Below are 22,248 nucleotides of genomic sequence, written 5' to 3' on the forward strand. Positions count from 1 at the left end.
TTTTATTCACCCGTTTTCTTCCGTACAAACAATCTATATTCTATTGGATTATGAAAACTTAATTTACGAGCTAATTTTTGCGAAGGAATATTATCTACATAACAATCCCAGCACGGTGTAATATCATTTTGCATGCAATGTTCAACGAACCGTGTCGCAACAGCTTGAGCTAACCCTTTCCCTTGATACGCTTTATGCGTAGCAATATCGATTTCAGCAAAACTATTCCCTCTAAATATTGAGACGCATTCAGCTATAATCATCCCACCTTGTTCTATACAAAATCCGAAACCACCGTTCAAAAATAGTTCTTTTGATCCCCAATATTCTTTATAATACTTCTCTATAAATTCACTGCTTCGTTCTATATCACTTTTATCAATACGCTTCACTTCATATGTATTTTTATTTGCATCTTGTGTTCGCTCTTCAAAGATTTCTCTTTGGAATTTCATTCGTGGCATATTCCGAAGTACATTACTAAAACGCCCTTCAATCATCATTTCCCACTCTTCACTTGAAGCGAATAGTGTAAATCTCTTCTCTGTTTTTTCAATAGCCATTTTTAAATACATCAATAAATCTTCATTATAATTTTGATCATCCGTATGACAAAATAAATAATAGATACCGTTAACTGTACGAATTAATCCTGCTGTTAACTTCTCGTTGGCAAAAATCTCACCATCTATCATTTGGTCACATACCGCATAAGCAAACGTCGTTGTTCTTGTATTACTTTCCAAAATCGGAATGATTTTTCTATACTCAGCTACAGATAATTTTTTCATAACTGCTCCACTTTAATCGTATCAGCTTCTATATTTTCAAAACAAAGATTTACTGTTCTCTTTAATGCTCTCGTTCTATGAATCGTACACGCTGGAATTAAAATAGAATCATTCGGCTTTAAAACTGCTGTTTCTCCATCTTCAAAATCGATAAGCAATTCTCCCTCTAGCACAATGAATAATTCATCCGAATTAGAATGATAATGCCAATCATATTCGCCAGTAAATACAGCGATTCGTAAGCAATGACTATTTATGTTTGAAACGACGAAGTTTTTATGTTGATCTTGAATGTCTTTTGTTAATTCTATTAAGTTCACAGTTTCCATATTTTGTCCCATCCTTCCATTAGTCGTTCTTCTAAAAAACTAACTTAATCTCCACCACCTCCGCAATCTCCTCCACCATCACTTGAGCTACTACAGTCATTGCTACTGTAGTCACCGAATCCACTTGATGAGCTTGAAGCGTATGAAGATTTTTTGCTTCTTTTTCTATCTTTTTTACTTTCATGACTAGGCCATACTTTATCAAATAATATAAAGAATAAGACTAATTCTATTGCAACAAGGAGAAATTCTAAAATACTCTCAATAATATTAGAAATTATCTCAAAACTGTAAAACACTCCAAATGAATACATACACAAAATTACATACAGAGCCATACAAATATACCGAAATGTTTTCTCTATCGTAATGACTACTTTTTGTGAAAAAGGTATGTTCTGTTCCTTTTTTTTCTTTATATACCTTTGTCTCTTTGCCTGTTTTTTCTTCCTCTTTTTGCTCCCCATCGAATCCCCTCTTTTTATTATATAATTCTAAATTATCATAATAAAAATCGATTTACACCAATAAATAACAATTATTCACATGTTATTTCTCCATATAAAAAAGACCCTCCTCACGAAAAGGAAGGTCTCAAATGTATTTCTATTATGATAAAGCAGGAGCTTTTTCAAGAAGCTCTTTTGCATCAGCGTATTGTAAGCCGTGAGCTTCCGCAACTGCTTCGAATGTTACATAACCATCTAATGTGTTAATACCTTTTAGTAATGCAGTGTTGCCTAAGCAAGCATCTTTGTAACCTTTGTTCGCAATTTGTACTGCATATGGTACTGTTACGTTTGTTAATGCAAGAGTTGACGTACGTGGAACTGCACCTGGCATATTAGCAACTGCATAATGAACAACGCCATGTTTTTCGTAAGTTGGGTTATCATGAGTTGTAATACGATCAGTTGTTTCGAAAATACCACCTTGGTCAATCGCGATATCTACAACGACAGAACCTGGTTCCATTGATTGAATCATTTCTTCAGTTACAAGTTTTGGCGCTTTTGCACCTGGAATTAATACTGCACCAATAACAAGGTCAGATTCTTTAACAGCTTCTGCAATGTTGTATGGATTAGACATTAATGTTTTTACTTGGTTACCGAAAATATCATCTAATTGACGAAGACGTTCTGCACTTAAGTCAATGATTGTTACATCTGCACCTAAACCTACTGCAATCTTAGCTGCGTTTGTACCAGCTTGACCACCGCCGATGATTGTTACTTTGCCGCGTTTTACCCCTGGAACGCCTGCAAGTAAAATACCTTTACCACCTTTGTTTTTCTCAAGGAATTGTGCACCAATTTGTGCAGACATACGACCAGCTACTTCACTCATAGGTGCAAGTAATGGTAAAGAACGATTGTCTAATTGTACTGTTTCGTATGCGATTGATGCAACTTTGTTATCGATTAATGCTTTCGTTAATTCTGGTTCTGGAGCTAAGTGTAAGTATGTGAATAAGATTAAGCCTTCACGGAAATAGCCGTATTCACTTGCTACTGGCTCTTTTACCTTCATAACCATATCTTGATTCCATGCTTCTTCAGCAGTTTCTACAAGTTTCGCACCAGCTTGTACGTATTCTTCATCTGTAAAGCCAGATCCTAAACCTGCTCCTTTTTGAACAAAAACTTCATGACCATTTTGTACTAAATGTACTGCTCCCGCTGGCGTCATTGCCACACGGTTTTCATTGTTTTTAATTTCTGTTGGAATACCGATACGCATGATTAGTTCCCCCTTGAGTTATGAAATGACCCCTGAATCATTTTTTAAAGCGCTTTCTACGCTCTTATATTTTAACATAATATCTCAATATTTGACAAAAAAATAACACGAGTTTTCCGATAGATTTAATTTTATATTAAAGGACAGTATTATCCGCACCTCTCAGCACAATGGATAAACTGTCCAATTATTCGAAACTTCATCTTATTTTATTCTATCGATGTCTATGAATAACATCCACTGCACCAGTCACTTCAATAATTGTACCGGTAATCATATCGGAATCGTCCTCACATAAAAACGAAATGGTTCTTGCAATATCTTCACCTGTTCCAGATCTACCAATCGGTGTGTTATGCTCTTTCAGCTGACGTGCTTCTTGAATAGTTGCCTCTTTCATATCGCCTATAATATCACCAGGACATACCATGTTCGCAGTAATACCATACTCCGCTTCTTCATAAGCAACTGTTTTCGTTAATGAAACAAGTCCTACTTTCGCTGCGGCAAAAGCTGAACGATAAATCCATCCCGGTGCACTATCCGCCCCTTGAAATCCGTAATTAATAATACGGCCAAAGTTCTGTTTTCTCATGACCGGAACGACAAGTTTTAATAAATGAAATACCGCTGTTAAATTTCCCTGAATCATTTCATTCCATTCATCTTCTTCATAATCAACTAACTTTTTTCGTTCAAATACATATGGACCAGCATTATTAATTAAAAAGTCAATTTTGCCAAAACGGCTCATCGCTTCTTCTACTATTTTATGTAAATCTTCCTTTTTCGTGACATCTGCTTGCACGAATTGTAGACGCTCTTCCACATCTTTATATGTTTCTTTCATCGTTTCCATAGCCGTGATATCGCTATGGTACGTTACTGTTACTGAATAGCCTTTAGCCAATAACTTTTCTGTTACTTGCTTTCCTAAACCTTTCGTACCGGCTGTAATGAGCGCATGTCTCACAAAACTGCCCCCTTTTAAATTGCTATACTTCATATGTAACAAGTTCTCGCTCCAATTACAACTAAAATGAATTGAAACAGAGTTTTCAAAATTCTGTAACGTTTCTGGCAAGCACGTTACCAAAATTTGTTTTATAATTAAGTTGTAAACAGTTATAAAACAGATTGGGAGGAATTTACTATGAATAATACATATACAAATATTTTAATCGCGGTGGATGGTTCTAAAGAAGCAGAAAAAGCCTTTAAAAAAGCAATTCAAGTCGCAAAGCGCAACAATGCAACATTAACAATTGCTCATATCGTTGATGTAAAAGCATACTCAGCAGTAGAAGCCTATAGCCGTGCAATTGCGGAACGTGCAAATCTATTTGCAGAAGACCTATTAGAAGACTACAAAAAAACTGCGCTTGAAGCTGGTCTTGAAAAAATTGAAACTGTATTAGAATTCGGTAATCCTAAATCAAAAATTTCAAAAGAAATCGCTCCAAACCATAAAGTAGATTTAATTATGTGTGGTGCGACTGGTTTAAATGCTGTTGAGCGTTTCCTAATTGGTAGCGTCTCTGAACATATTATTCGCTATGCGAAATGCGATGTCCTTGTTGTTCGTGGTGATGAAGAGCAAGGTGAGCTTTAATTTATAGATAAAACACCAAGTCCACATAGGCTTGGTGTTTTTCATTTTATAAACTTCACTATAAACACAAGACACGCTACGACAACAACGGTAATTGCCAACACATAAGGCGGAAGAAACTTCAAAGACCATAATGCCATCATAATTGTCGCAACAATTAAGTACGTTTGCCTTGCACCTTCTGTCATTTTTTTACGAAGTAAGAAAACGTACAAATAGCCAATTGGCGGCGTAATAAAGCAAAGAACGTATATTATTTTTGATTTTAAATACCACTTTTGTTCTCCGAGTTTCTTTATATCTTCTTCTATTCTCTTATGGTCTTGCTCTCTCGCTTCTTCTACAAGCGGATTTTCCTCTTCTCCTCGCTTTTCTTTCATATAAGGAAGAAAGTGCACAAAAAAATAGTATGCAAATACGAACGCTCCAAATCCAATATTTACTCTTTCTAATGGAATATGTTCACTAAAAAAAGCAGCAGTAAGTACTAAAGACAAACAGTATGTCATCATCCAAAAGGAACGTTTTCTCTTTTTCCGTTCCATTTCTTTTTTGCCTTGTATATCTTTTCTTTTCGAAAGCCATATAGAAATAAAGCAATCTACTACAAATAGAGCAAAAATAAATATCGCAACGTGTAAATCCTCAAATGAAAAGATATTTGGGAATGCAACATGTAATACAATGAATGTGTACAAAATTAGTCCTATAAAATAAATACGTCTCATTTTCCATCCCTTTCTTATTTCCTAACATTACGTTAACATACATTTTTTAGAAATAGACGGACAAAATATATATATGTGTAAAAAAGGAGGATGCTATATGGATGATTCTGAACGCATTATTTTAGATGTGAACGGCAAAGAAATTGAAATGCTAGATACGATTCGCACTCATTTTAAAGAGAAGCACGGCGTTGAACTAAGTAATGGTGCATTACTTCGTGATTTGATGGATATAGAGTATATTCGAATTACGGAAGATCGACATAAGTATAATTAAAAGAAAACGACTGCAGGCGAATGCCATCAGTCGTTTTCTTTCTTTATTTAAGCTCTTGATGCTTCCCGCCCATACCACCTGGCTCATTACTATCTTGGTGTACAGTTAGTTTATTTGTTTTCGCATCTTTTAAAACTCTATATGTATATGATTCATTTGGTTCATCTTTAAACTGTACATTCATACCATACGAATCCATTTTGCTATAAAAGGCCGGTTTTATATATAAAATATCACTTTCTTTATATCCTTTATCTTGCAAATGCCACATCGTTGCGATAACCGCTTCTTCTCGCTTTTCTTTTTCACCAACATACATATATTTGTCCAAAAGAAACACTTTAGCATTTGCAATTAAGCTAATTAACAGTACAATGATTAACACTATTTTTTTCATAGACTTCCCCTAAATTGTTATTTTTTACTACATTGTAACTTAAATGCTAGTAAAAAATAAAGTACGCCAGACTTTAATAGACTGGCGCACTTCCAAACTCAATTCTTAATAACTTCTTTCGTTAACCCCTTCGCCTTCTCCAAAGCGTTTTTGATTTGTTCAAATCCTGTTCCACCCGAACTATTACGACGCTTTACAGCCGCATATGGTGAAAGAACTTCATACAAATCTTCTTCAAATAAAGAGCTCATTTCTTTATATGTTTCAAGAGAGACATCTAATAAATAAATTCCTTTTTGTGTGCAATATAGCACTAACTTTCCAACAATTTCATGAGCTTGACGGAATGGTAGTCCTTTGTTCGCTAAATAGTCAGCAATTTCTGTTGCGTTGGAGAAATCTTGCGTCACAGCTTGCCCCATTTTTTCTTTGTTTACAGTCATCGTTTCAAGCATGCCCGCCATAATATGAAGGCATCCTTCTACTGTTTTAACTGTATCAAACATTCCTTCTTTATCTTCTTGTAAGTCTTTATTGTAAGCGAGCGGTAATCCTTTCATTACTGTGAGTAAACTGAATAAATTACCGTATACTCTGCCTGTTTTACCACGGATTAGTTCCGCCATATCCGGGTTTTTCTTTTGCGGCATAATGCTGCTTCCCGTTGCATATTGATCGCTCATTTCAATAAATTGAAACTCTTGGCTACTCCATAAAATAAGTTCTTCGCAAAAGCGTGATAAGTGCATCATAAGCATAGAGGAGTTACTTAGGAACTCCAGTATGAAATCACGATCGCTTACTGCATCTAAACTATTTTCATAGATTCCATTAAATCCAAGAAGCTCCGCACTATACTCTCGGTCAATGGGGAATGTCGTTCCAGCTAACGCTCCTGCTCCTAATGGCGAAATGTTAATACGTTTTAACGAATCTTCATAACGATTCACATCACGCTCTAACATCCAAAAGTAAGCGAGAATATGATGAGCAAATGAAATCGGCTGAGCACGTTGCAAATGCGTATAGCCAGGCATAATTGTCTCAATGTTATTTTCTGCTTGATGAACAAGAACAGTTTGCAATTGCTTTGTAGCTTTTATAATATGTTCTACCTTTTCTTTTAAATACAAATGCATATCTGTCGCTACTTGATCATTACGACTTCGGCCAGTGTGAAGTTTTCCTCCTACTTCGCCAATTTGTTCAATTAACATTTTTTCGATGTTTAAATGAATATCTTCTGCTTCTACTGAAAACTGTAGCTTATTCTCTTTTGCTTCTTTCAATAAATATTGAAGACCTATCTTTATTTTCTCTGCTTCTTCTTGCGTAACGATGCCTTGCTTTGCTAGCATCGTTACGTGTGCCATACTCCCATTTATATCTTGATTTACTAATTGTTGATCGAAGGAGATGGATGCTCCGAACTCTTCAACCCATGCTTCCGCTTCTTCTGTAAAACGTCCGCCCCAAAGTTTGCTCACGCTTCCACCTTCTTTTGATTCACTTGGCTGTATACTTTCGTCGGTAAACCAAATAATGAAATGAATCCAACTGCTGCATCATGATTAAATTCGTCCTGAGCAGTATATGTTGCTAATTTTTCATCGTATAAAGAGTACTCAGATTTACGTCCTTCTACAATTGCATGACCTTTAAATAATTTCACACGCACTGTACCTGTTACATTCTTTTGCGTTTCTTGTAAAAATGCATGAAGCGCTTGTTTTAAAGGCGAGAACCATAAACCATTATAAATAAGTTCTGTTATTTTCTGTTCAATCACTGGTTTAAAATGTGCTACTTCTTTTACGTGTGTTAAATCTTCCAACTCTTTATGCGCAGTGATTAACGTCATTGCTGCTGGGCATTCGTATACTTCACGAGATTTAATACCGACAAGACGATTTTCTACGTGATCAATACGTCCAACGCCGTGTTTTCCAGCAAGTGCATTTAACGTTTTAATTAATTCTGCAAGTGAATATGCAGTGCCATTTAAAGTAGTCGGTACGCCTGCTTCAAATCCGATTTCTACAAACTCTGGTTTATTCGGTGTGTCTTCTAATGCCAATGTCATCTCATATGCATCTTCTGGCGGCGCTGCCCATGGATCTTCTAAAATTCCACATTCGTTGCTGCGTCCCCATAAGTTTTGATCGATTGAAAACGGGCTATCTAAATTAATCGGAATTGGTACATCGTTTTCTTTTGCATAGGCAATTTCTTCTTCACGTGACCACTTCCATTCACGTACAGGTGCAATCACTTCTAAGTAAGGATTTAATGCTTGAATAGAAACTTCAAAACGAACTTGATCATTTCCTTTCCCTGTACATCCGTGTGCAACTGCAGTTGCGCCTTCTTGTTCTGCGATTTCTACTAATTTCTTCGCAATAAGCGGACGAGATAATGCAGAAACAAGAGGGTATTTCCCTTCGTATAATGTGTGTGCTTGCATCGCCATCAATGCATATTCGTTTGCAAATTCTTCTTGAACATCAATCATATATGATTTAATTGCACCTACTGAAAGTGCCTTTTCTTTTACAAATGCTAAGTCTTTACCTTCCCCTAAGTCTAAACAAAGCGCGATAATATCATAATTCTTCTCTTGTAACCATTTAATTGCAACGGAAGTATCAAGACCTCCGGAATATGCTAATACAACTTTTTTCTTCTCCATTTTGCATCCCCCTAAAGAATAAATATTCATTTTATTTTATAATAATTCACACTTTACCACCTTTCACAAAATGTATCAAGAGTCATTTTCAAATTTTTTCAAACAATTTCGTCGAACTTCTTTCTGTTTTTATGTACAATATAAGCAGGAAAACGGGGGTGAACTTATGGAAAAATATTTCTTATACGATGAACATCTAGGAATTGAAATTCCACATTTACAAGAAGACTGGGAAGAAATCCCCGAAAAGATGCAGCATGCTATTTTATTAAAATGGGAACAAGTTCGCGGAAAGATTCCTGATCGTATAAAAGAACTTGAGCACTCTATTAATACAAAACAACATTATTTAAATAACGAAGAAGACTTCGAAGTTTCTTGTAAACTAAATTCAGAAATTGCCGATCTTGCTTCCATCATTAATGACCTTTGGCTTTGGTATCGACTCACTCAAAATGTATCTGAGGGGAAAGCACACCAATGAAAAAAGCATGCCCCTCAATTACTTTGGGTCATGCTTTTTTGTCGTAACACGATTTACAATATATTTCTTGTGCTGTTTTTGCCAAACATACATCAAATGGACCAACTAATATACTTCTTTCTTTCGGCAACTTTACAAAAGCGACAAGCTCCTCTTCATATTGAATCTTTTTCTTACACGAAACGCATGTTAATTCTTTTCTTTTGAACATTTCTTTTAGCATACCTTCATTCTCCCCCTCATCTATCTATATTAATATACTCTCATAATAGTTAAGACTTGTAAAAAAATGACACATTCCGAATCGAATGATTCATATACTATGTACAAAAGGAGGTCTACAGCTTATGCGTGCTTTCGTTATTATCGCTTTAACTTTTTTAAGTGTAATTAGTTGGGATGCGTTTTTTAAAGATAAAAGTGATGAAAAGAATACAACGGAATAAAACCCTTTTTTTCTTACTTATTGGACAAACCATTACAAACTGTCCAATCCTCCGAAATAACTTAGGCTTTTCTACAAAAATATTTAAACATAACATTTTTTGTAGATTCCCTCCGTTTATTGTCGGTTTCCATCCGCATACATTTTTTAAAAGTATGATATAATAGTATAAATCTTGAAGGAAGGGATTTTGATATCATGATCGCTCGAAGGAGCATGTGGCATCGTATTGACGAATCATACACGTAGCGTATTTTTCAGCTCAGATACTTTAGTCTAGCGAAAAAAATACGAGAGTGGGGAAATTATGATTGCCCGAAGGATAATTTGGCAAAAAAAAGACTCTTCTTACACATAGCGTTTTGTTTAGGACTTAATTGTTACTAACTAAACAAAACAAAGAAGAGCAGGATTGCTAAATGACGAATCCTACTCCACGTTTTGTTTAGTCGTTTTAAGACTTAAACTAAAACGAAGGTAGGGAGAATTGATGGACGAGAGGATTATTCGTTATTTCTTCAGCGACATATAGCGTAGTTAGTTTTTTCGTAAACTAACTGAAAGCTACATGTGAGCTCGTAGTTAGTTTACAACACAAAAAGGACTACTAACTACGGAAAGAAGGAATAACGATGAGGAACATCCAAAGTCGGCAAATTATTAAAGAAATTTTTATGGTTTTAATCGGTTCATTTATTTTAGCAGCAGCGCTATATCACATTCACTTCCAAAACCACTTAACAGAAGGTGGCTTTGTAGGAATTGCACTATTCATTCAAAACTTTTATGATATTTCACCATCTATTTCAACTGTATTAATGGATATCCCAATTATTTTACTGTGCGCTTCATTTTTAGGTAGAAAAATGGTTGGTTATTCATTCCTAGGTTCAATTTCATTCGGAGTATTTTATTCCTTTATGGAAAATTATTCTCCATTTACGGTAGATTTATCAAATAACTTATTTGTAGCTGCAGTAGTTGGCGGTGCGTTAGCTGGTATTGGACTCGGTTTTATATTACGATTTGGCGGTGCAACCGGTGGAGACGATATTTTAACAATTGTATTAAGTAAACGAACTCGTTTTACAATTGGGCAAATTTTCTTCGTCTTTGACGCGATTGTTCTTGCGCTTTCATTATATTATTTAAATTGGACAGAAATTGCTTTTACTATTCTTTCGATTGCCGTACAGGCAAAAACATTGGATTTAATTTATTATCCAAAAACAGAAAAAACAGCAGAAAAGCAGCCAGTATCTGTTCCAATGTCCAAAAAACATGCAACGAATTAAAAAAGCGAAAGGCTTCGGCCTCTCGCTTTTTTTTATGCTCTTTTTTCTTTCTCGACTATATGGCGCACTTGATAAAATCTATTTGCAAATTCAGTAACGTTTCTTGTTAAACGATAATTCACTGTAGATCCAATTGCCATTCCAATTACCGGTATACCCTGGAATAATTTACGACGAAGAGCATAAATCGAAAATGTCTTCAAAATTTGTTTTAACACAACCTCAGTAGAAGCTGTTTGTAGCACTGCTTCGTCTCCTTCGTAAAAGAACGAATCTTCTTGCTCCAGCTCTTGCAATAAATTGTACCATGCATATTGCTGAAGTCTTCCTGGTAGTAATGACGCATGAAACACCTTTAACGCAAGCATCATTTCATACGGCTTGTTCACATCATGTCCAAATGATGTTGCAATAAGTTGGACTGCCTTCACATTTAACGCGATCATAACCGGAAAATCCGCCGTTAATAATAATAAACCTCCAGCACCTGTTGCCCCGCCTTGTACAAATGAATATAGACGATGACGTGCTGTTTGCTGCTCTGCTATGTATGTTAATTGATCAATAGATAATGCTTTCAAATCTTCAAGCTGTTCAATCGATTCATCAAATAATCTTGATGTTCCTAAAATCCGATTACGTGCATCTAACTGTGCTTGTGAACTTTGAATAAATGCATGCAAATGAAAGAGCCATCCATCTGCTTTCGTGAAGAATTCTTTTCGCTTTTTCTCAGGTAATTTCGCAACTGTAGTATGTAACCATTTATCAAACACTTTTTGAAAATCGGTCGCTTCTTGCTCAACTAATTGCGCTTCCCATTCTTTTATATTGTCTAAAATGGCTTGTTCTCGCTTCGATCGCATCGTAACAACCACCTCGTTCGATTTTTTTCTATTGTAACATATTTCTGCTTATTCTTTGCAAATATGCTTGTCTATCTTTATTCACATATCATTTTTGAATGGCATAAAATATTTAAAAAAAGGATGAGATAAATCACATGAATCTATCCGATATAAAAAAAGAATATAATGCGGTATTCAGCTTAGGACAAAACTGCTGGCCTGCTTGGGCATTATATCAATTAGGATTATCACCATTTTTGGGCGTTATTGATTTTATGCTAAGCCCCTCATTAGAAAAAGTGAATGTATTATTACAAAATCGATTTGACCGCTTTTTAAATTTCGAAAATTTATCCTTCATCTCATTTTGGGATGATGATGCAAAATTAAGATTAAGGGACAACCTTTATGAAATTGACTCCTGTCATGACTTTAAAACAGATGTAAACACACCAACTTCCTGGCCTTCTTATACAGAAATTAAGTTAAACTATGAACATCGTATTAATCGTTTTCTAACTACAATTGAAACGGCAGAATCCATATTATTTATTCGAACTGGAGGAACATATGAAGAAGCATGTTCCCTAGAACAAATTTTATCTCAAATCGTTACACATACATTCTCTGTCCTGTTACTAATTCCTGCCGATATACCAACTATCACCCAAGAAGATTGGGGATTACAACGTGTTTGCGTTATGAAATGTCCTATTATGGATGTATACCAATACAATGAAGCATTTTGGAAAGACTTATTTGATAGAATTACGATTAGACCACATTCTTAAATACATGACACCTTTACTACAAAACACATTATAATCTTCCTTATACAAAAAAATAAGGAGCGATTGTATATGTATCCACGTGCAAAGGCTTTTGGCATTGCTATACATCACGGGCGTCTTCTTGTACAAGAATATCATTCAGCCGATGAAACATTTTACCGACCTCTTGGTGGTTCAATTGAACTTGGTGAACAATCAGCACATACCGTTAGTCGTGAATTTAGGGAAGAGCTTCATACAGAAGTGGAAATCACCAATTATTTAGGTTGTTTAGAAAATATCTTTCATCTAGATCGAGACATTGGTCATGAAATCATTCAACTATATTCTTTGCGTTTATTAGACACGTCACTATATGAAATGGAAATATTAAATATACAAGATGAGGAAACAGTAGCGTATGCGAAATGGATTCCTATTACGGCATTCATTCAGAAAGAAAAAATATTATATCCAGATGGAGTTTTAAAATACATCCAAAAGAAAAAAGACGAAATCCTATAGGATTTCGTCTTTCTTTTCATATATTAACCAATATCTCCAAGACGTAGTACGTCACGAGCAATCATAACTTCTTCGTCAGTTGGAATTACGATAATTTTTACTGGAGAGTGTGGGAAGCTGATGAATGCTTCTTCACCGAATACGTTATTACGTTTTGCATCGAAGTATACGCCCATGTACTCAAGACCTTCTAATACGCGCTCACGAATAATCGCACTGTTTTCACCTACACCAGCTGTGAAGATGATTGCGTCTACACCTTTCATACGAGCAGTGTAAGAACCGATGTATTTGTGGATACGGCTTACGAATACATCAAGTGCTACTTTCGCACGGTGGTCGCCTTCTTCTTCTTTCGCAATGATGTCACGTAGGTCACTAGAGTAACCAGTAAGACCTAACATACCACTCTTCTTGTTTAATACGTTAACTACTTCTTCTACTGTTTGGCCTGTTTTTTCCATGATGTATGGAATTAACGCAGGGTCAAGGTTACCAGAACGTGTACCCATTGTTACACCAGCAAGTGGAGTGAAGCCCATAGAAGTATCAATAGATTTACCGCCTTCTACTGCTGCGATACTTGCACCGTTACCTAAGTGACAAGAAAGTAAGCTTAAGCTTTCAATTGGACGACCTAATAATTCAGCCGCACGCTCAGTTACATATTTATGAGAAGTTCCGTGGAAACCGTATTTACGGATGCCGAATTTTTCATAGTACTCATATGGTAAGCTGTATAGGAATGCAGATTCCGGCATTGTTTGGTGGAATGCTGTATCGAATACTGCTACTGCTGGTACGTTTGGTAATACTTCTTGGAATGCTTTAATACCAACAACGTTTGCTGGGTTATGAAGTGGTGCTAAATCGCTTAATTCTTCGATATCAGCTAATACTTCATCAGTAATTAAAACAGAGTCAGCAAATTTTTCGCCGCCGTGAACAACACGGTGACCGATACCGCCAATCTCATCTAGAGATTTAACGATTCCGTTTTCAGTTAACTTTTTAAGAAGCATATTAACTGCTACTGCGTGATCTGGAATGTTTGTAATTTCTTTTTGTTTTTCGCCATCTACAGTAATAGTGAAGATACTATCTTCTAAACCGATACGTTCTACTAAACCTTTTGTTAATACTGTTTCACTTGGCATTTCAAATAATTGGAATTTTAAGGAAGAGCTTCCTGCGTTAATCGCGATGATTTTTGACATCTAGTCTTTCGCCCCTTTTTCTCTTGGTAGTTGTGTGGATGTTTCCACAAACCGCTCGATTTTATCTGATCAAATTCACTAAATATGAAAACGTTTCATCATTAGCAAATTTTATACTCACGATTTTAATTTAAACATCGTCCGACATATATTTCAAGTGAAAAAATTGTAACACCAAGAAAAAATATATATTACAGATTTCAAAAAAATTCAGTTAAATCTTGTATATATTTAAAAATATGACATATTATATAAAACTGTACTACATGAATCACTAATGCTGTTACATATACCCAGCTTTATTTATGTGTTGCAAACCAAGTATTTAATTGATCCATAATGTCTTCCATCGCCTTCATGTTAGAGAATTTAGGTAACTCAACTAATAATGCCTGTTTTGGCATTGTTACATTAGCGCCTTTCTTTTGGAGAACAAATATACTTTTTGCATTTTTCTCGTTTTTAAACATGGAAACAGGAAGCTGTAATAACCCTTGAATAAAGCATGTTTCTTTAATAAATGCATGTAATTTTGGTGCCTGGTCACTTTCAAAAATGAAGTTTGGTACTAAGAAGAATAAGTAACCGCCCTCTTTCGTATGTTTCACACTTTGTTCAATAAATAAGTGATGGGCATACGACATTCCTTCATCTGCTTTTAATTTATATTCACTTGCACCAATTTCGTTTGGATAATAACCAACCGGTAAGTCTGAAACGACTGCATCAACTGGATCGATATAAAGTGGTGCTAGTCCATCTTGATGGAAGAATTCGATTGCATGCTTTTGTAAATTTGCATTTACTAAAGCAAGTTTAATTAGCACTTCATCCACTTCTACACCAAATCCACTCATTGTTAGTCCTTCTTTGGCGCTATTAAACACTGTAGTCATTAAATTACCTGTTCCAATTGCAGGATCTAAAACTGTAATTTCATTTTGACCTTGCATAAATTTATGGAATAAGTAACTCATGAACATTCCAACTGCATCAGGCGTCATTTCATGATTCGCTTGTACGCCTTCTTTCATTCCTTTTAAGATGGCTAACTGAAATGCTTTACGAATTTCTTCACCTTTATATGTTTCTTCATTAAACGTACTATATTCACGATTCAGCCTTTCAATTGCTGATTCGGATAATTCCTCTTGTAAAATCGCTCCCTCAAACAAGTTATCACCTGTTTCTACAAGCGCCTCTAAATATGTTACATCTAATTCTTTACGTAAAACTACCGCAGAAGAATCAAAAATAGAAAATAATGTTTCTACTGTCTGACTCACGTACATTCCTCCTTCTCTCTTTTACACATAACTTATATCATACCACAAAGTGATTTTTTCCAAAAAGAAAAAGCGACCTCCTGTAAAGAGCTCCCCTTTAGTTATATATGATATAACGTTTTTTCTCATATATCGATGCTGTTACAGAGCAATATATGAGAAAAAACGACCTCTTTATAAGAGGTCATTTTCATCACATTACTTCGCAGATTTAGCTGCTTCTAATGCTGCTTCATAGTTTGGATGGCTTGTACCTTCGCTTACGTATTCTGCGTAAACTACTTTGTCATTGCTATCTACTACGAATACTGCACGAGCAAGTAAACGAAGCTCTTTCATTACTAAGCCGTAAGCTTCACCGAATGAAAGGTCGCGGTGGTCAGAAAGTGTTACAACATTTTCTAAACCGTTTGCTGCACACCAGCGTTTTTGAGCGAATGGTAAATCAGCGCTAATTGTTAATACTTTCGCGTTTTCAATACCTGCTGCATCTTGGTTAAAACGACGAGTTTGTGCATCACACACACCTGTGTCGATTGAAGGTACAACACTAATTAATTTTACTTCACCTTTGTATGTTTCTAAACTTACTGGAGATAAGTCGTTTGCTAATACTTGGAAGTTTGGCGCTTGATCGCCAACTTTAACTTCTGTTCCAACTAAAGTCATTGGATTACCTTTAAAAGTTACGTTTGCCACTTGAAAATCCTCCCTTATTTAAACAAAATATGTACAATGTAAATGATAGTTTGTCCCTATCGATAATGCAAATAAAATCGCTTTATTTACAAAAAAATAAAGAAGCTAACCTATTGATTAGCTTCTTTATTCGTTAAATTTGAAATTCAGGATCATCTTCTTTTCGTTTATCCATCATTTCTTTCACTTTATCAACAGCTTGTGGCGCTAATTCAATTATTTTATCGATGACGTGTGTTTGTTTATCTAAGTGCAATACTTTCACACCATCTCCATTTATAACAAGAAAGGCAACAGGATTAATAGAAACTCCTCCACCACTTCCCCCGCCAAATGGATGACGGCCTGAATGTTCTACTTTACCAAATTCACTTCCACCAGCAGCAAATCCGAAACTTACTTTCGAAACTGTAAGAATTACGCTTCCATCTGCCGCTTTAATTGGGTCACCAACAATTGTATTTACATCAGTCATTTGTTTTAAATGCTGCATTGCTGTTGTCATTAAACCTTGAATTGGATGGTCCATTCTATATCCCCCCTATGCTTGAACAGATTTTTCTGTCATACCAGATCTTTGTCTTCTCATAAATACAAGTAATTTGACGCCAGTTTTTATAGCGCGGAATATACGAAAAGATGCTGTTAACTCGCATCTTGATGCAAATCCTTTCCCTTGAAAAACTGGGGTAATTTCAAATTCTGGTACGTCGACAATATGCATATATTGTCCGACAACTCCAGCAGCCATACCTTTTGTCCCCCATGCATATCCAGTGACAATTCCAGTACTAGCTGCATCGCCTGCTCCAATTTGTGTATGCCATTTCCAACCATTGATTTTCACTCGTTTGAGAAAATCTTTAACAATAGTATGAACTTCTTGAAGCTTTTTTATCAGTTCACCAATGCTGTCAAGTTGCGCCATAATTTTATTATCGAGTCCGCCGTCCTCTTCAGCTTTTTCGATTTTCTGTCCTGTCTTTTTCTGCTGTTTTTCAATTCTTTCCAACACATCAAATGTATATCGAATCATCCATATTTTCACTTGAAGCAAACATTGCTTTTCTATTTCTGAATATAAAAATGTCACCTTAAGCTTTATTTTCGACAATAGTATAAACAAAATAAAAAGAAGAAGAATTATTATTCCAATTACGAGCCACTTCATACGTATCATCCTTTCACTCCGTACCCATTATCGACAAGTTTATTCATCGTTAAACAGAGTTTTATAAGATTGAATATAAAAATTTTTCTAAAAATAAAAAGGTATTTTGACAATTTATATCGAAATATATTATTTGAACATATCATCAGGGAACGGACTCTAATGATATGTAGCACGAAAAACAGAAAATTTAACTGCAGTGGAGGGATACATAATGGCAGATCGTCGCAATTTATTTTTCTTTTATGGTGATGACAAAGCAACGCTCGTTGAAAAAATGAAACCAATCTATCGTATTTTAGAAGAGAATGGATTTACCATATTAGATCATCCAAAAAATGCAAACGCTATCGTCAGTGTTGGAGATGATGCAACCTTCTTACAAGCCGTTCGTAAAACTGGTTTTAGAGAAGATTGCTTATACGCAGGGATTTCTACGAAAGATGAAATTTCTTTCTACTGCGATTTCCATATTGATCACGTTGATACAGCCCTTCAAGAAATTACAAAAAATGAAATTGAAGTGCGAAAATATCCAACAATTCAAGTAGATGTAGATGGCAGTACATCTTTCCATTGTTTAAATGAGTTCTCATTACGTTCTAGCATTATTAAAACATTCGTTGTAGATGTTCATGTTGATGATTTATATTTCGAAACATTTAGAGGGGACGGTTTAGTGGTTTCTACCCCAACAGGAAGTACTGCTTACAATAAATCATTGCATGGTGCAGTTGTTGACCCGCTTATCCCATGTTTCCAAGTAAGCGAACTAGCATCTTTAAACAACAACACTTACCGTACGCTCGGTTCACCTTTCATTTTAAATCACGAACGTACATTAACTTTAAAACTAAGACCAGACGGTAACGATTATCCTGTTATCGGCATGGATAACGAAGCGCTTAGCATTAAACAAGTGGAAAAAGCTGTTGTACGCTTAAGCGATAAACAAATTAAAACAGTTAAATTAAAAAACAATTCTTTCTGGGAAAAAGTACAGAGAACGTTTTTATAAGATTAAAATAACCGCAGAATTATGAAATTCCATAATTCTGCGGTTATTTATTTCCCCCGATTGACGCGAACAATACTCTCTTACTATCCGGCCGTTATTCTTGTCAGTTTTTGTCGGTAATTCGATATATTCCGAAAACCGCTCATATATTTTTACGCATCTTTTCTATAGACAACTTGGCCATCTATTACGGTCATTTCTGCTTGTACTTCTTTTATTTCTTCTGCCTCAATTTCAAAAATATTGCGGTCTAATATTGTAAAGTCTGCTTCATATCCTTTTGTAATTTGCCCTCGCTTCGCTTCTTTTCCAATTGCATAGGCACTTCCTGTTGTAAATAAAGAAACAGCCTCATATACCGTTAATCTTTCCTCAGGCATATAGCATATACCGTCAATAAAACTTCTACGTGTAACAGCGCTATATATGCCTAGAAACGGATTTACTTGTTCAATGGGAGCGTCTGAGCCACCGTTGCAGTGTAATCCTGCTTCCAGTAACGTCTTCCAAGCGTACGCATAACGAAGACGGTGCTCGCCTAGTTTTTCAATGACTGACGGAAAATCTGATGAAAGAAAGACTGGCTGTATATCGATAATGGCTTGCAAGTTTTTCATTCTTTCTATCAACTCTTCACGAGCAAGCTGACAATGAATAATGCGGTCACGCACCCCTTCTGCTGGTGGATATAATTCGAGTACATCAATGACATATTCAAGCGATAAGTCACCGATAGTATGAATCGCAACTGGCATATGTAAGTTTCGTGCTTTCCTCACTAATTCTGCAAGTTCTTCACGTGAGAAAATCGCAACCCCATTCGTTTCCTTCGCATCTTCATACGGTTCACTTAATAATGCTGTTCTTCCGCCAAAAGAACCGTCAGAAAAAATTTTCATTGCCCCAAATTCAATATAATGTTCATTTTCATATTCTTTTCGTTCATGTGCTACTTCATGGTGAACGAGCAAATGGGCTTTAAATGGCATTTCTTTTATAACGTGAGAAAACGCATTATATGTTTTTCTAAAACCACCATAATAATTTAAATCTTCCGTATGCCCGCCAACAAGTCCGTATTTCCAGCAATCTTTAATCGCTGTTTGCAGAGCTCTTTGTAAATAAGCTTCATCAATTTCTGGCTGAACATGTTTAATTAATTCTTGCCCTTGTTCATATAAAAGCCCTGTTAACTTATTTGATGAATCCCTACCAATTTTCCCGCCTTTTGGATTTTCTGTCGCTTTTGTTATATTCGCTTCTTGCAGTATGTATGAATTCACCCATGTAACGTGACGACAAACTCGCTTTAATAAAATGGGATGTTCTTTCGAAATTTCATCTAAATCACGCGCATGAACATCTTTCGTATCTGTAAAGTTATTTTCATTCCATCCTTCTCCAATAATCCAAGAGCCCTTTGGAGCTTCTTCTACTCGCTTCTGAACAAGAGTAAGCACTTCACCATAAGATGTGCAATTTGATAAATCTAAACGAAGCAATCTCTCCCCATGCCCAATAAGGTGCATGTGGCTATCAACGAGACCTGGAATCATTGTTTTGCCTTTTAAATCGTGCAATGTAACCGCGGCATATTGGTTTTCTAACTCTTCTTTACTTCCAACATCAACGATCGTACCGTTTTCAACGTAAACAGCGCCCACTTTTTCATTTTCTTCTCTCATTGTGTAAATGGTGCCGCCATACCAAATTTCTCCCATATATCCCATCTCCTTTATTTTTTATTGTATAAAAAAAAGCACCATTTCAAAACATGGTGCTTTTCTAAAAATTACTTTTGTTCAGTAGTAGACGTTGTAACTTGCCATTCAATATTAAATTTATCTTTTACTTGTCCGTATGCTGGGCTCCAGAATGTTTCTTGAAGTGGCATGATAACTTCTCCACCTTCTTGTAACTTATCGAATACTTCTTTTGCTTTTTCTGCATTACTAATTTGAATTGCGATTGTTACTTGAGATCCGATTGCATGCCCTTGACCTGGGAATGTATCAGAAATCATAAGATCCGTATTACCAACTTTTAAAGTAGCGTGTAAAACGCGCTCTTTCGCTTCAGCTGGAATCGGGTATTCTGGATTTTCAGGCATGTCACCAAAAGTTTGCATGACTTCTACTTTTGCATCTAAAGCCTCTTTATAAAACTGTACAGCTTCTTGCCCACCACCATCTAAAACTAAGTACGGATTAATACCTAAAATCATACGGACACCTCTTTTTTAAATTTATAAAATCGAACTTGTGTTCGTTTTTATTTTATCATTGATTTACATTTCATTCAACTATTTACTTCACTGTTTTCAAAATTATTTTGACGGAATCTCCATCTCTTGTTTTCTAAGTTCAATACGGCGAATTTTCCCAGAAATCGTTTTTGGTAGTTCATCTACAAATTCAATTTTGCGAGGGTATTTATATGGTGCAGTGAGTTCTTTGACGTGTTGTTGGAGTGTTGGAATTAGTGTTTCTTCGTTCTTTTGTATATTCTCTCTTAATACGATAAATGCCTTCACGACACTTCCACGAATTTCATCAGGACTTGCGACAACTGCACATTCTCTTACGTAAGGATGTTTTACAAGTGCATCCTCTACTTCAAACGGCCCGATTGTATAACCAGAGCTGATAATGATATCATCGCCGCGCCCTTCAAACCAGAAGTAGCCGTCTTCATCTTTCTTCGCTTTATCACCTGTAATATAATAATCACCGCGAAATTGCATCGCTGTACGCTCATCGTCTTTGTAATATTGTTTAAAGAGGGCCGGCGTTTCAATGTGAACTGCAATATCACCAACTTCGCCTACTTTAACTGGAGTACCTTCCTCATTTACGATATCGACATGGTTACCTGGCGTTGGTTTCCCCATTGATCCTGGTCTAATATCCATCCCTTTCATTACACCAACAAGTAATGTGTTTTCCGTTTGCCCATAGCCGTCTCTCACTGTAATATGAAAGTGCTTTTTGAACGTTTCAATGACTTCTCTATTTAACGGCTCACCTGCCGATACAGCGCTATGTAGTGCCTCTAAATTGTACTGGCTTAAATCTTCTACCTTTGCCATTAATCTATACTCAGTCGGTGTACAACAAAGTACATTCACCTTATTATCGTCTAATAAGTTTAGGTACGTTTTCGGTTCAAACTTACCGTGATATACAAACCCTGTTGCCCCTGATCCTAAAGTTGCTAAAAACGGGCTCCAAATCCACTTTTGCCAGCCTGGACTAGCTGTTGCCCATACAATATCATTCTCTTCAATTCCGAGCCAATTTGGAGCGCTCGTACGTAAATGAGCGTATGCCCACGCATGTGTATGAACGACACCTTTTGGATTTCCTGTCGTTCCTGACGTGTAAGATAAAAAGACCATATCTTCTTTATCTGTCTTCGCCATTTCTAATATGTCACTCTCTGTTTCTAACGCTGTTTTTAAATTAACCCATCCATCTACTGACTGCTCGCTCAGGACAAATTTTCGAAGAGATTCCATCGCTTCTATATCATCAAACTGCCTAATATACGGCTCATAGCTTACTATCGCTTTTACTTCTCCATGTCCAATTCGATATTCTATATCTTTTTTACGTAACATTTCCGAGCTTGGAATTACGACAAATCCTGCTTTAATAGCAGCAATATACGTCATATACGCTTCAATTAAACGCGGCATCATAATGAGAAGCTTGTCCCCTTTTTGCAAACCACTTTTTATAAAAGCGTTTCCAATTTTATTCGCACCTTGCATTAATTCAGCGTATGTAACTTCCCTTCGATTCCCTTTATCATCTTGCCAAATTAAAGCTAACTTCCCTTTATCACCTGTATATTTCTCTATTTCAGAAACTAAATTATAAGACGGTGGCGCCAACAATTCTTCTCGCTTCATAAAATATCCTC

26 protein-coding genes are annotated in these 22,248 nt (G+C 35.9%); 7 read left to right on the top strand and 19 right to left on the bottom strand.

The window, feature by feature from the left end:
* Positions 1-2: 2 nt before the first annotated feature.
* The 5 genes from MKY38_RS28485 to MKY38_RS28505 all read right to left on the bottom strand — a co-directional run bounded on the left by MKY38_RS28485 (position 3) and on the right by MKY38_RS28505 (position 3,869).
* On the bottom strand, positions 3-791 hold the full coding sequence (locus MKY38_RS28485; RefSeq protein ID WP_341050920.1) for a GNAT family N-acetyltransferase: 789 nt from the start codon (positions 789-791) through the stop codon (positions 3-5).
* On the bottom strand, positions 788-1,120 hold the full coding sequence (locus MKY38_RS28490) for a cupin domain-containing protein (protein WP_048544398.1): 333 nt from the start codon (positions 1,118-1,120) through the stop codon (positions 788-790). Before MKY38_RS28490 ends, MKY38_RS28485 begins: the two co-directional genes overlap by 4 nt.
* Before the next feature lie 44 nt (positions 1,121-1,164).
* Positions 1,165-1,587 (bottom strand): hypothetical protein, encoded by a 423-nt coding sequence (locus MKY38_RS28495; RefSeq protein WP_070180554.1) that lies wholly within the window; start codon positions 1,585-1,587, stop codon positions 1,165-1,167.
* 142 nt (positions 1,588-1,729) lie between these two features.
* Positions 1,730-2,863, bottom strand: coding sequence for an alanine dehydrogenase (gene ald, locus MKY38_RS28500; protein WP_001219402.1), 1,134 nt, complete (start codon positions 2,861-2,863; stop codon positions 1,730-1,732).
* A gap of 214 nt (positions 2,864-3,077) precedes the next feature.
* Complete coding sequence (locus MKY38_RS28505; protein ID WP_002024902.1) at positions 3,078-3,869, bottom strand: SDR family oxidoreductase; 792 nt, start codon at positions 3,867-3,869, stop codon at positions 3,078-3,080.
* Positions 3,870-4,016: 147 nt separating this feature from the next.
* On the opposite strand from MKY38_RS28505, the gene MKY38_RS28510 reads away from it, so the two are divergent.
* Complete coding sequence (locus MKY38_RS28510) at positions 4,017-4,475, top strand: universal stress protein (protein ID WP_001066673.1); 459 nt, start codon at positions 4,017-4,019, stop codon at positions 4,473-4,475.
* Positions 4,476-4,516: 41 nt separating this feature from the next.
* Here the strand turns inward: MKY38_RS28510 and MKY38_RS28515 are convergent, their stop codons facing one another.
* Positions 4,517-5,203: a hypothetical protein gene (locus tag MKY38_RS28515; protein WP_065222736.1), complete on the bottom strand. Its 687-nt coding sequence runs from the start codon at positions 5,201-5,203 to the stop codon at positions 4,517-4,519.
* Between the two features lie 97 nt (positions 5,204-5,300).
* Here MKY38_RS28515 and MKY38_RS28520 point away from each other — a divergent pair, with 97 nt between their 5' ends.
* Positions 5,301-5,480 carry a hypothetical protein gene (locus MKY38_RS28520; RefSeq protein ID WP_000342761.1) on the top strand — a complete coding sequence of 60 codons (180 nt, stop codon included), beginning with the start codon at positions 5,301-5,303 and terminating at the stop codon, positions 5,478-5,480.
* Between the two features lie 43 nt (positions 5,481-5,523).
* Here MKY38_RS28520 and MKY38_RS28525 read toward each other — a convergent pair whose 3' ends face one another.
* The 3 genes from MKY38_RS28525 to MKY38_RS28535 all read right to left on the bottom strand — a co-directional run bounded on the left by MKY38_RS28525 (position 5,524) and on the right by MKY38_RS28535 (position 8,566).
* The gene (locus MKY38_RS28525) at positions 5,524-5,877 is read right to left on the bottom strand and encodes a DUF3139 domain-containing protein (protein ID WP_000725031.1); all 354 of its coding nucleotides are present in this window, start codon (positions 5,875-5,877) and stop codon (positions 5,524-5,526) included.
* Positions 5,878-5,975: 98 nt separating this feature from the next.
* The gene (argH, locus tag MKY38_RS28530; RefSeq protein ID WP_065222734.1) at positions 5,976-7,364 is read right to left on the bottom strand and encodes an argininosuccinate lyase; all 1,389 of its coding nucleotides are present in this window, start codon (positions 7,362-7,364) and stop codon (positions 5,976-5,978) included.
* Positions 7,361-8,566 (bottom strand): argininosuccinate synthase, encoded by a 1,206-nt coding sequence (locus MKY38_RS28535; RefSeq protein ID WP_000412315.1) that lies wholly within the window; start codon positions 8,564-8,566, stop codon positions 7,361-7,363. Before MKY38_RS28535 ends, argH begins: the two co-directional genes overlap by 4 nt.
* Positions 8,567-8,732: 166 nt before the next feature.
* Between MKY38_RS28535 and MKY38_RS28540 the strand changes: the two genes are divergently transcribed.
* Positions 8,733-9,050, top strand: coding sequence for a radical SAM protein (locus tag MKY38_RS28540; RefSeq protein WP_065222733.1), 318 nt, complete (start codon positions 8,733-8,735; stop codon positions 9,048-9,050).
* A 28-nt stretch (positions 9,051-9,078) separates the two neighbouring features.
* Here the strand turns inward: MKY38_RS28540 and MKY38_RS28545 are convergent, their stop codons facing one another.
* Positions 9,079-9,273: a hypothetical protein gene (locus MKY38_RS28545; protein ID WP_065222732.1), complete on the bottom strand. Its 195-nt coding sequence runs from the start codon at positions 9,271-9,273 to the stop codon at positions 9,079-9,081.
* A gap of 854 nt (positions 9,274-10,127) precedes the next feature.
* Between MKY38_RS28545 and MKY38_RS28550 the strand changes: the two genes are divergently transcribed.
* Positions 10,128-10,790, top strand: a complete 663-nt coding sequence (locus MKY38_RS28550; protein ID WP_341050927.1) for a YitT family protein — start codon at positions 10,128-10,130, stop codon at positions 10,788-10,790.
* Between the two features lie 32 nt (positions 10,791-10,822).
* Here MKY38_RS28550 and MKY38_RS28555 read toward each other — a convergent pair whose 3' ends face one another.
* On the bottom strand, positions 10,823-11,656 hold the full coding sequence (locus MKY38_RS28555; RefSeq protein WP_001256853.1) for an EcsC family protein: 834 nt from the start codon (positions 11,654-11,656) through the stop codon (positions 10,823-10,825).
* A 137-nt stretch (positions 11,657-11,793) separates the two neighbouring features.
* Here MKY38_RS28555 and MKY38_RS28560 point away from each other — a divergent pair, with 137 nt between their 5' ends.
* The gene (locus MKY38_RS28560) at positions 11,794-12,429 is read left to right on the top strand and encodes a DUF1796 family putative cysteine peptidase (protein ID WP_341050930.1); all 636 of its coding nucleotides are present in this window, start codon (positions 11,794-11,796) and stop codon (positions 12,427-12,429) included.
* A gap of 69 nt (positions 12,430-12,498) precedes the next feature.
* Positions 12,499-12,933: an NUDIX hydrolase gene (locus MKY38_RS28565; RefSeq protein ID WP_065222730.1), complete on the top strand. Its 435-nt coding sequence runs from the start codon at positions 12,499-12,501 to the stop codon at positions 12,931-12,933.
* Between the two features lie 23 nt (positions 12,934-12,956).
* Here the strand turns inward: MKY38_RS28565 and ackA are convergent, their stop codons facing one another.
* The 5 genes from ackA to MKY38_RS28590 form a co-directional block, all read right to left on the bottom strand.
* Positions 12,957-14,150, bottom strand: coding sequence for an acetate kinase (gene ackA / locus MKY38_RS28570; protein WP_000034575.1), 1,194 nt, complete (start codon positions 14,148-14,150; stop codon positions 12,957-12,959).
* Between the two features lie 299 nt (positions 14,151-14,449).
* Positions 14,450-15,436 carry a class I SAM-dependent methyltransferase gene (locus MKY38_RS28575; protein ID WP_000084367.1) on the bottom strand — a complete coding sequence of 329 codons (987 nt, stop codon included), beginning with the start codon at positions 15,434-15,436 and terminating at the stop codon, positions 14,450-14,452.
* A 198-nt stretch (positions 15,437-15,634) separates the two neighbouring features.
* Positions 15,635-16,135, bottom strand: a complete 501-nt coding sequence (gene tpx, locus MKY38_RS28580) for a thiol peroxidase (RefSeq protein WP_000024525.1) — start codon at positions 16,133-16,135, stop codon at positions 15,635-15,637.
* 133 nt (positions 16,136-16,268) lie between these two features.
* Positions 16,269-16,664 carry a GerW family sporulation protein gene (gene ytfJ, locus MKY38_RS28585; protein ID WP_000350003.1) on the bottom strand — a complete coding sequence of 132 codons (396 nt, stop codon included), beginning with the start codon at positions 16,662-16,664 and terminating at the stop codon, positions 16,269-16,271.
* Between the two features lie 12 nt (positions 16,665-16,676).
* Entirely contained in the window at positions 16,677-17,315 is a 639-nt protein-coding gene (locus tag MKY38_RS28590) for a DUF2953 domain-containing protein (protein WP_065222729.1), read from the bottom strand.
* A gap of 205 nt (positions 17,316-17,520) precedes the next feature.
* Between MKY38_RS28590 and MKY38_RS28595 the strand changes: the two genes are divergently transcribed.
* Positions 17,521-18,324 carry an NAD kinase gene (locus tag MKY38_RS28595; protein ID WP_000785177.1) on the top strand — a complete coding sequence of 268 codons (804 nt, stop codon included), beginning with the start codon at positions 17,521-17,523 and terminating at the stop codon, positions 18,322-18,324.
* 152 nt (positions 18,325-18,476) lie between these two features.
* Here MKY38_RS28595 and MKY38_RS28600 read toward each other — a convergent pair whose 3' ends face one another.
* The 3 genes from MKY38_RS28600 to mbcS all read right to left on the bottom strand — a co-directional run bounded on the left by MKY38_RS28600 (position 18,477) and on the right by mbcS (position 22,237).
* Entirely contained in the window at positions 18,477-20,045 is a 1,569-nt protein-coding gene (locus MKY38_RS28600; RefSeq protein WP_065222728.1) for an amidohydrolase, read from the bottom strand.
* 71 nt (positions 20,046-20,116) lie between these two features.
* Complete coding sequence (locus MKY38_RS28605; RefSeq protein WP_025689065.1) at positions 20,117-20,548, bottom strand: VOC family protein; 432 nt, start codon at positions 20,546-20,548, stop codon at positions 20,117-20,119.
* Between the two features lie 102 nt (positions 20,549-20,650).
* The gene (gene mbcS / locus MKY38_RS28610) at positions 20,651-22,237 is read right to left on the bottom strand and encodes an acyl-CoA synthetase MbcS (protein ID WP_341050934.1); all 1,587 of its coding nucleotides are present in this window, start codon (positions 22,235-22,237) and stop codon (positions 20,651-20,653) included.
* Positions 22,238-22,248 lie beyond the last annotated feature (11 nt).

The sequence above is a fragment of the Bacillus sp. FSL R5-0585 genome, assembly GCF_038004545.1.
Classification (GTDB): domain Bacteria; phylum Bacillota; class Bacilli; order Bacillales; family Bacillaceae_G; genus Bacillus_A; species Bacillus_A cereus.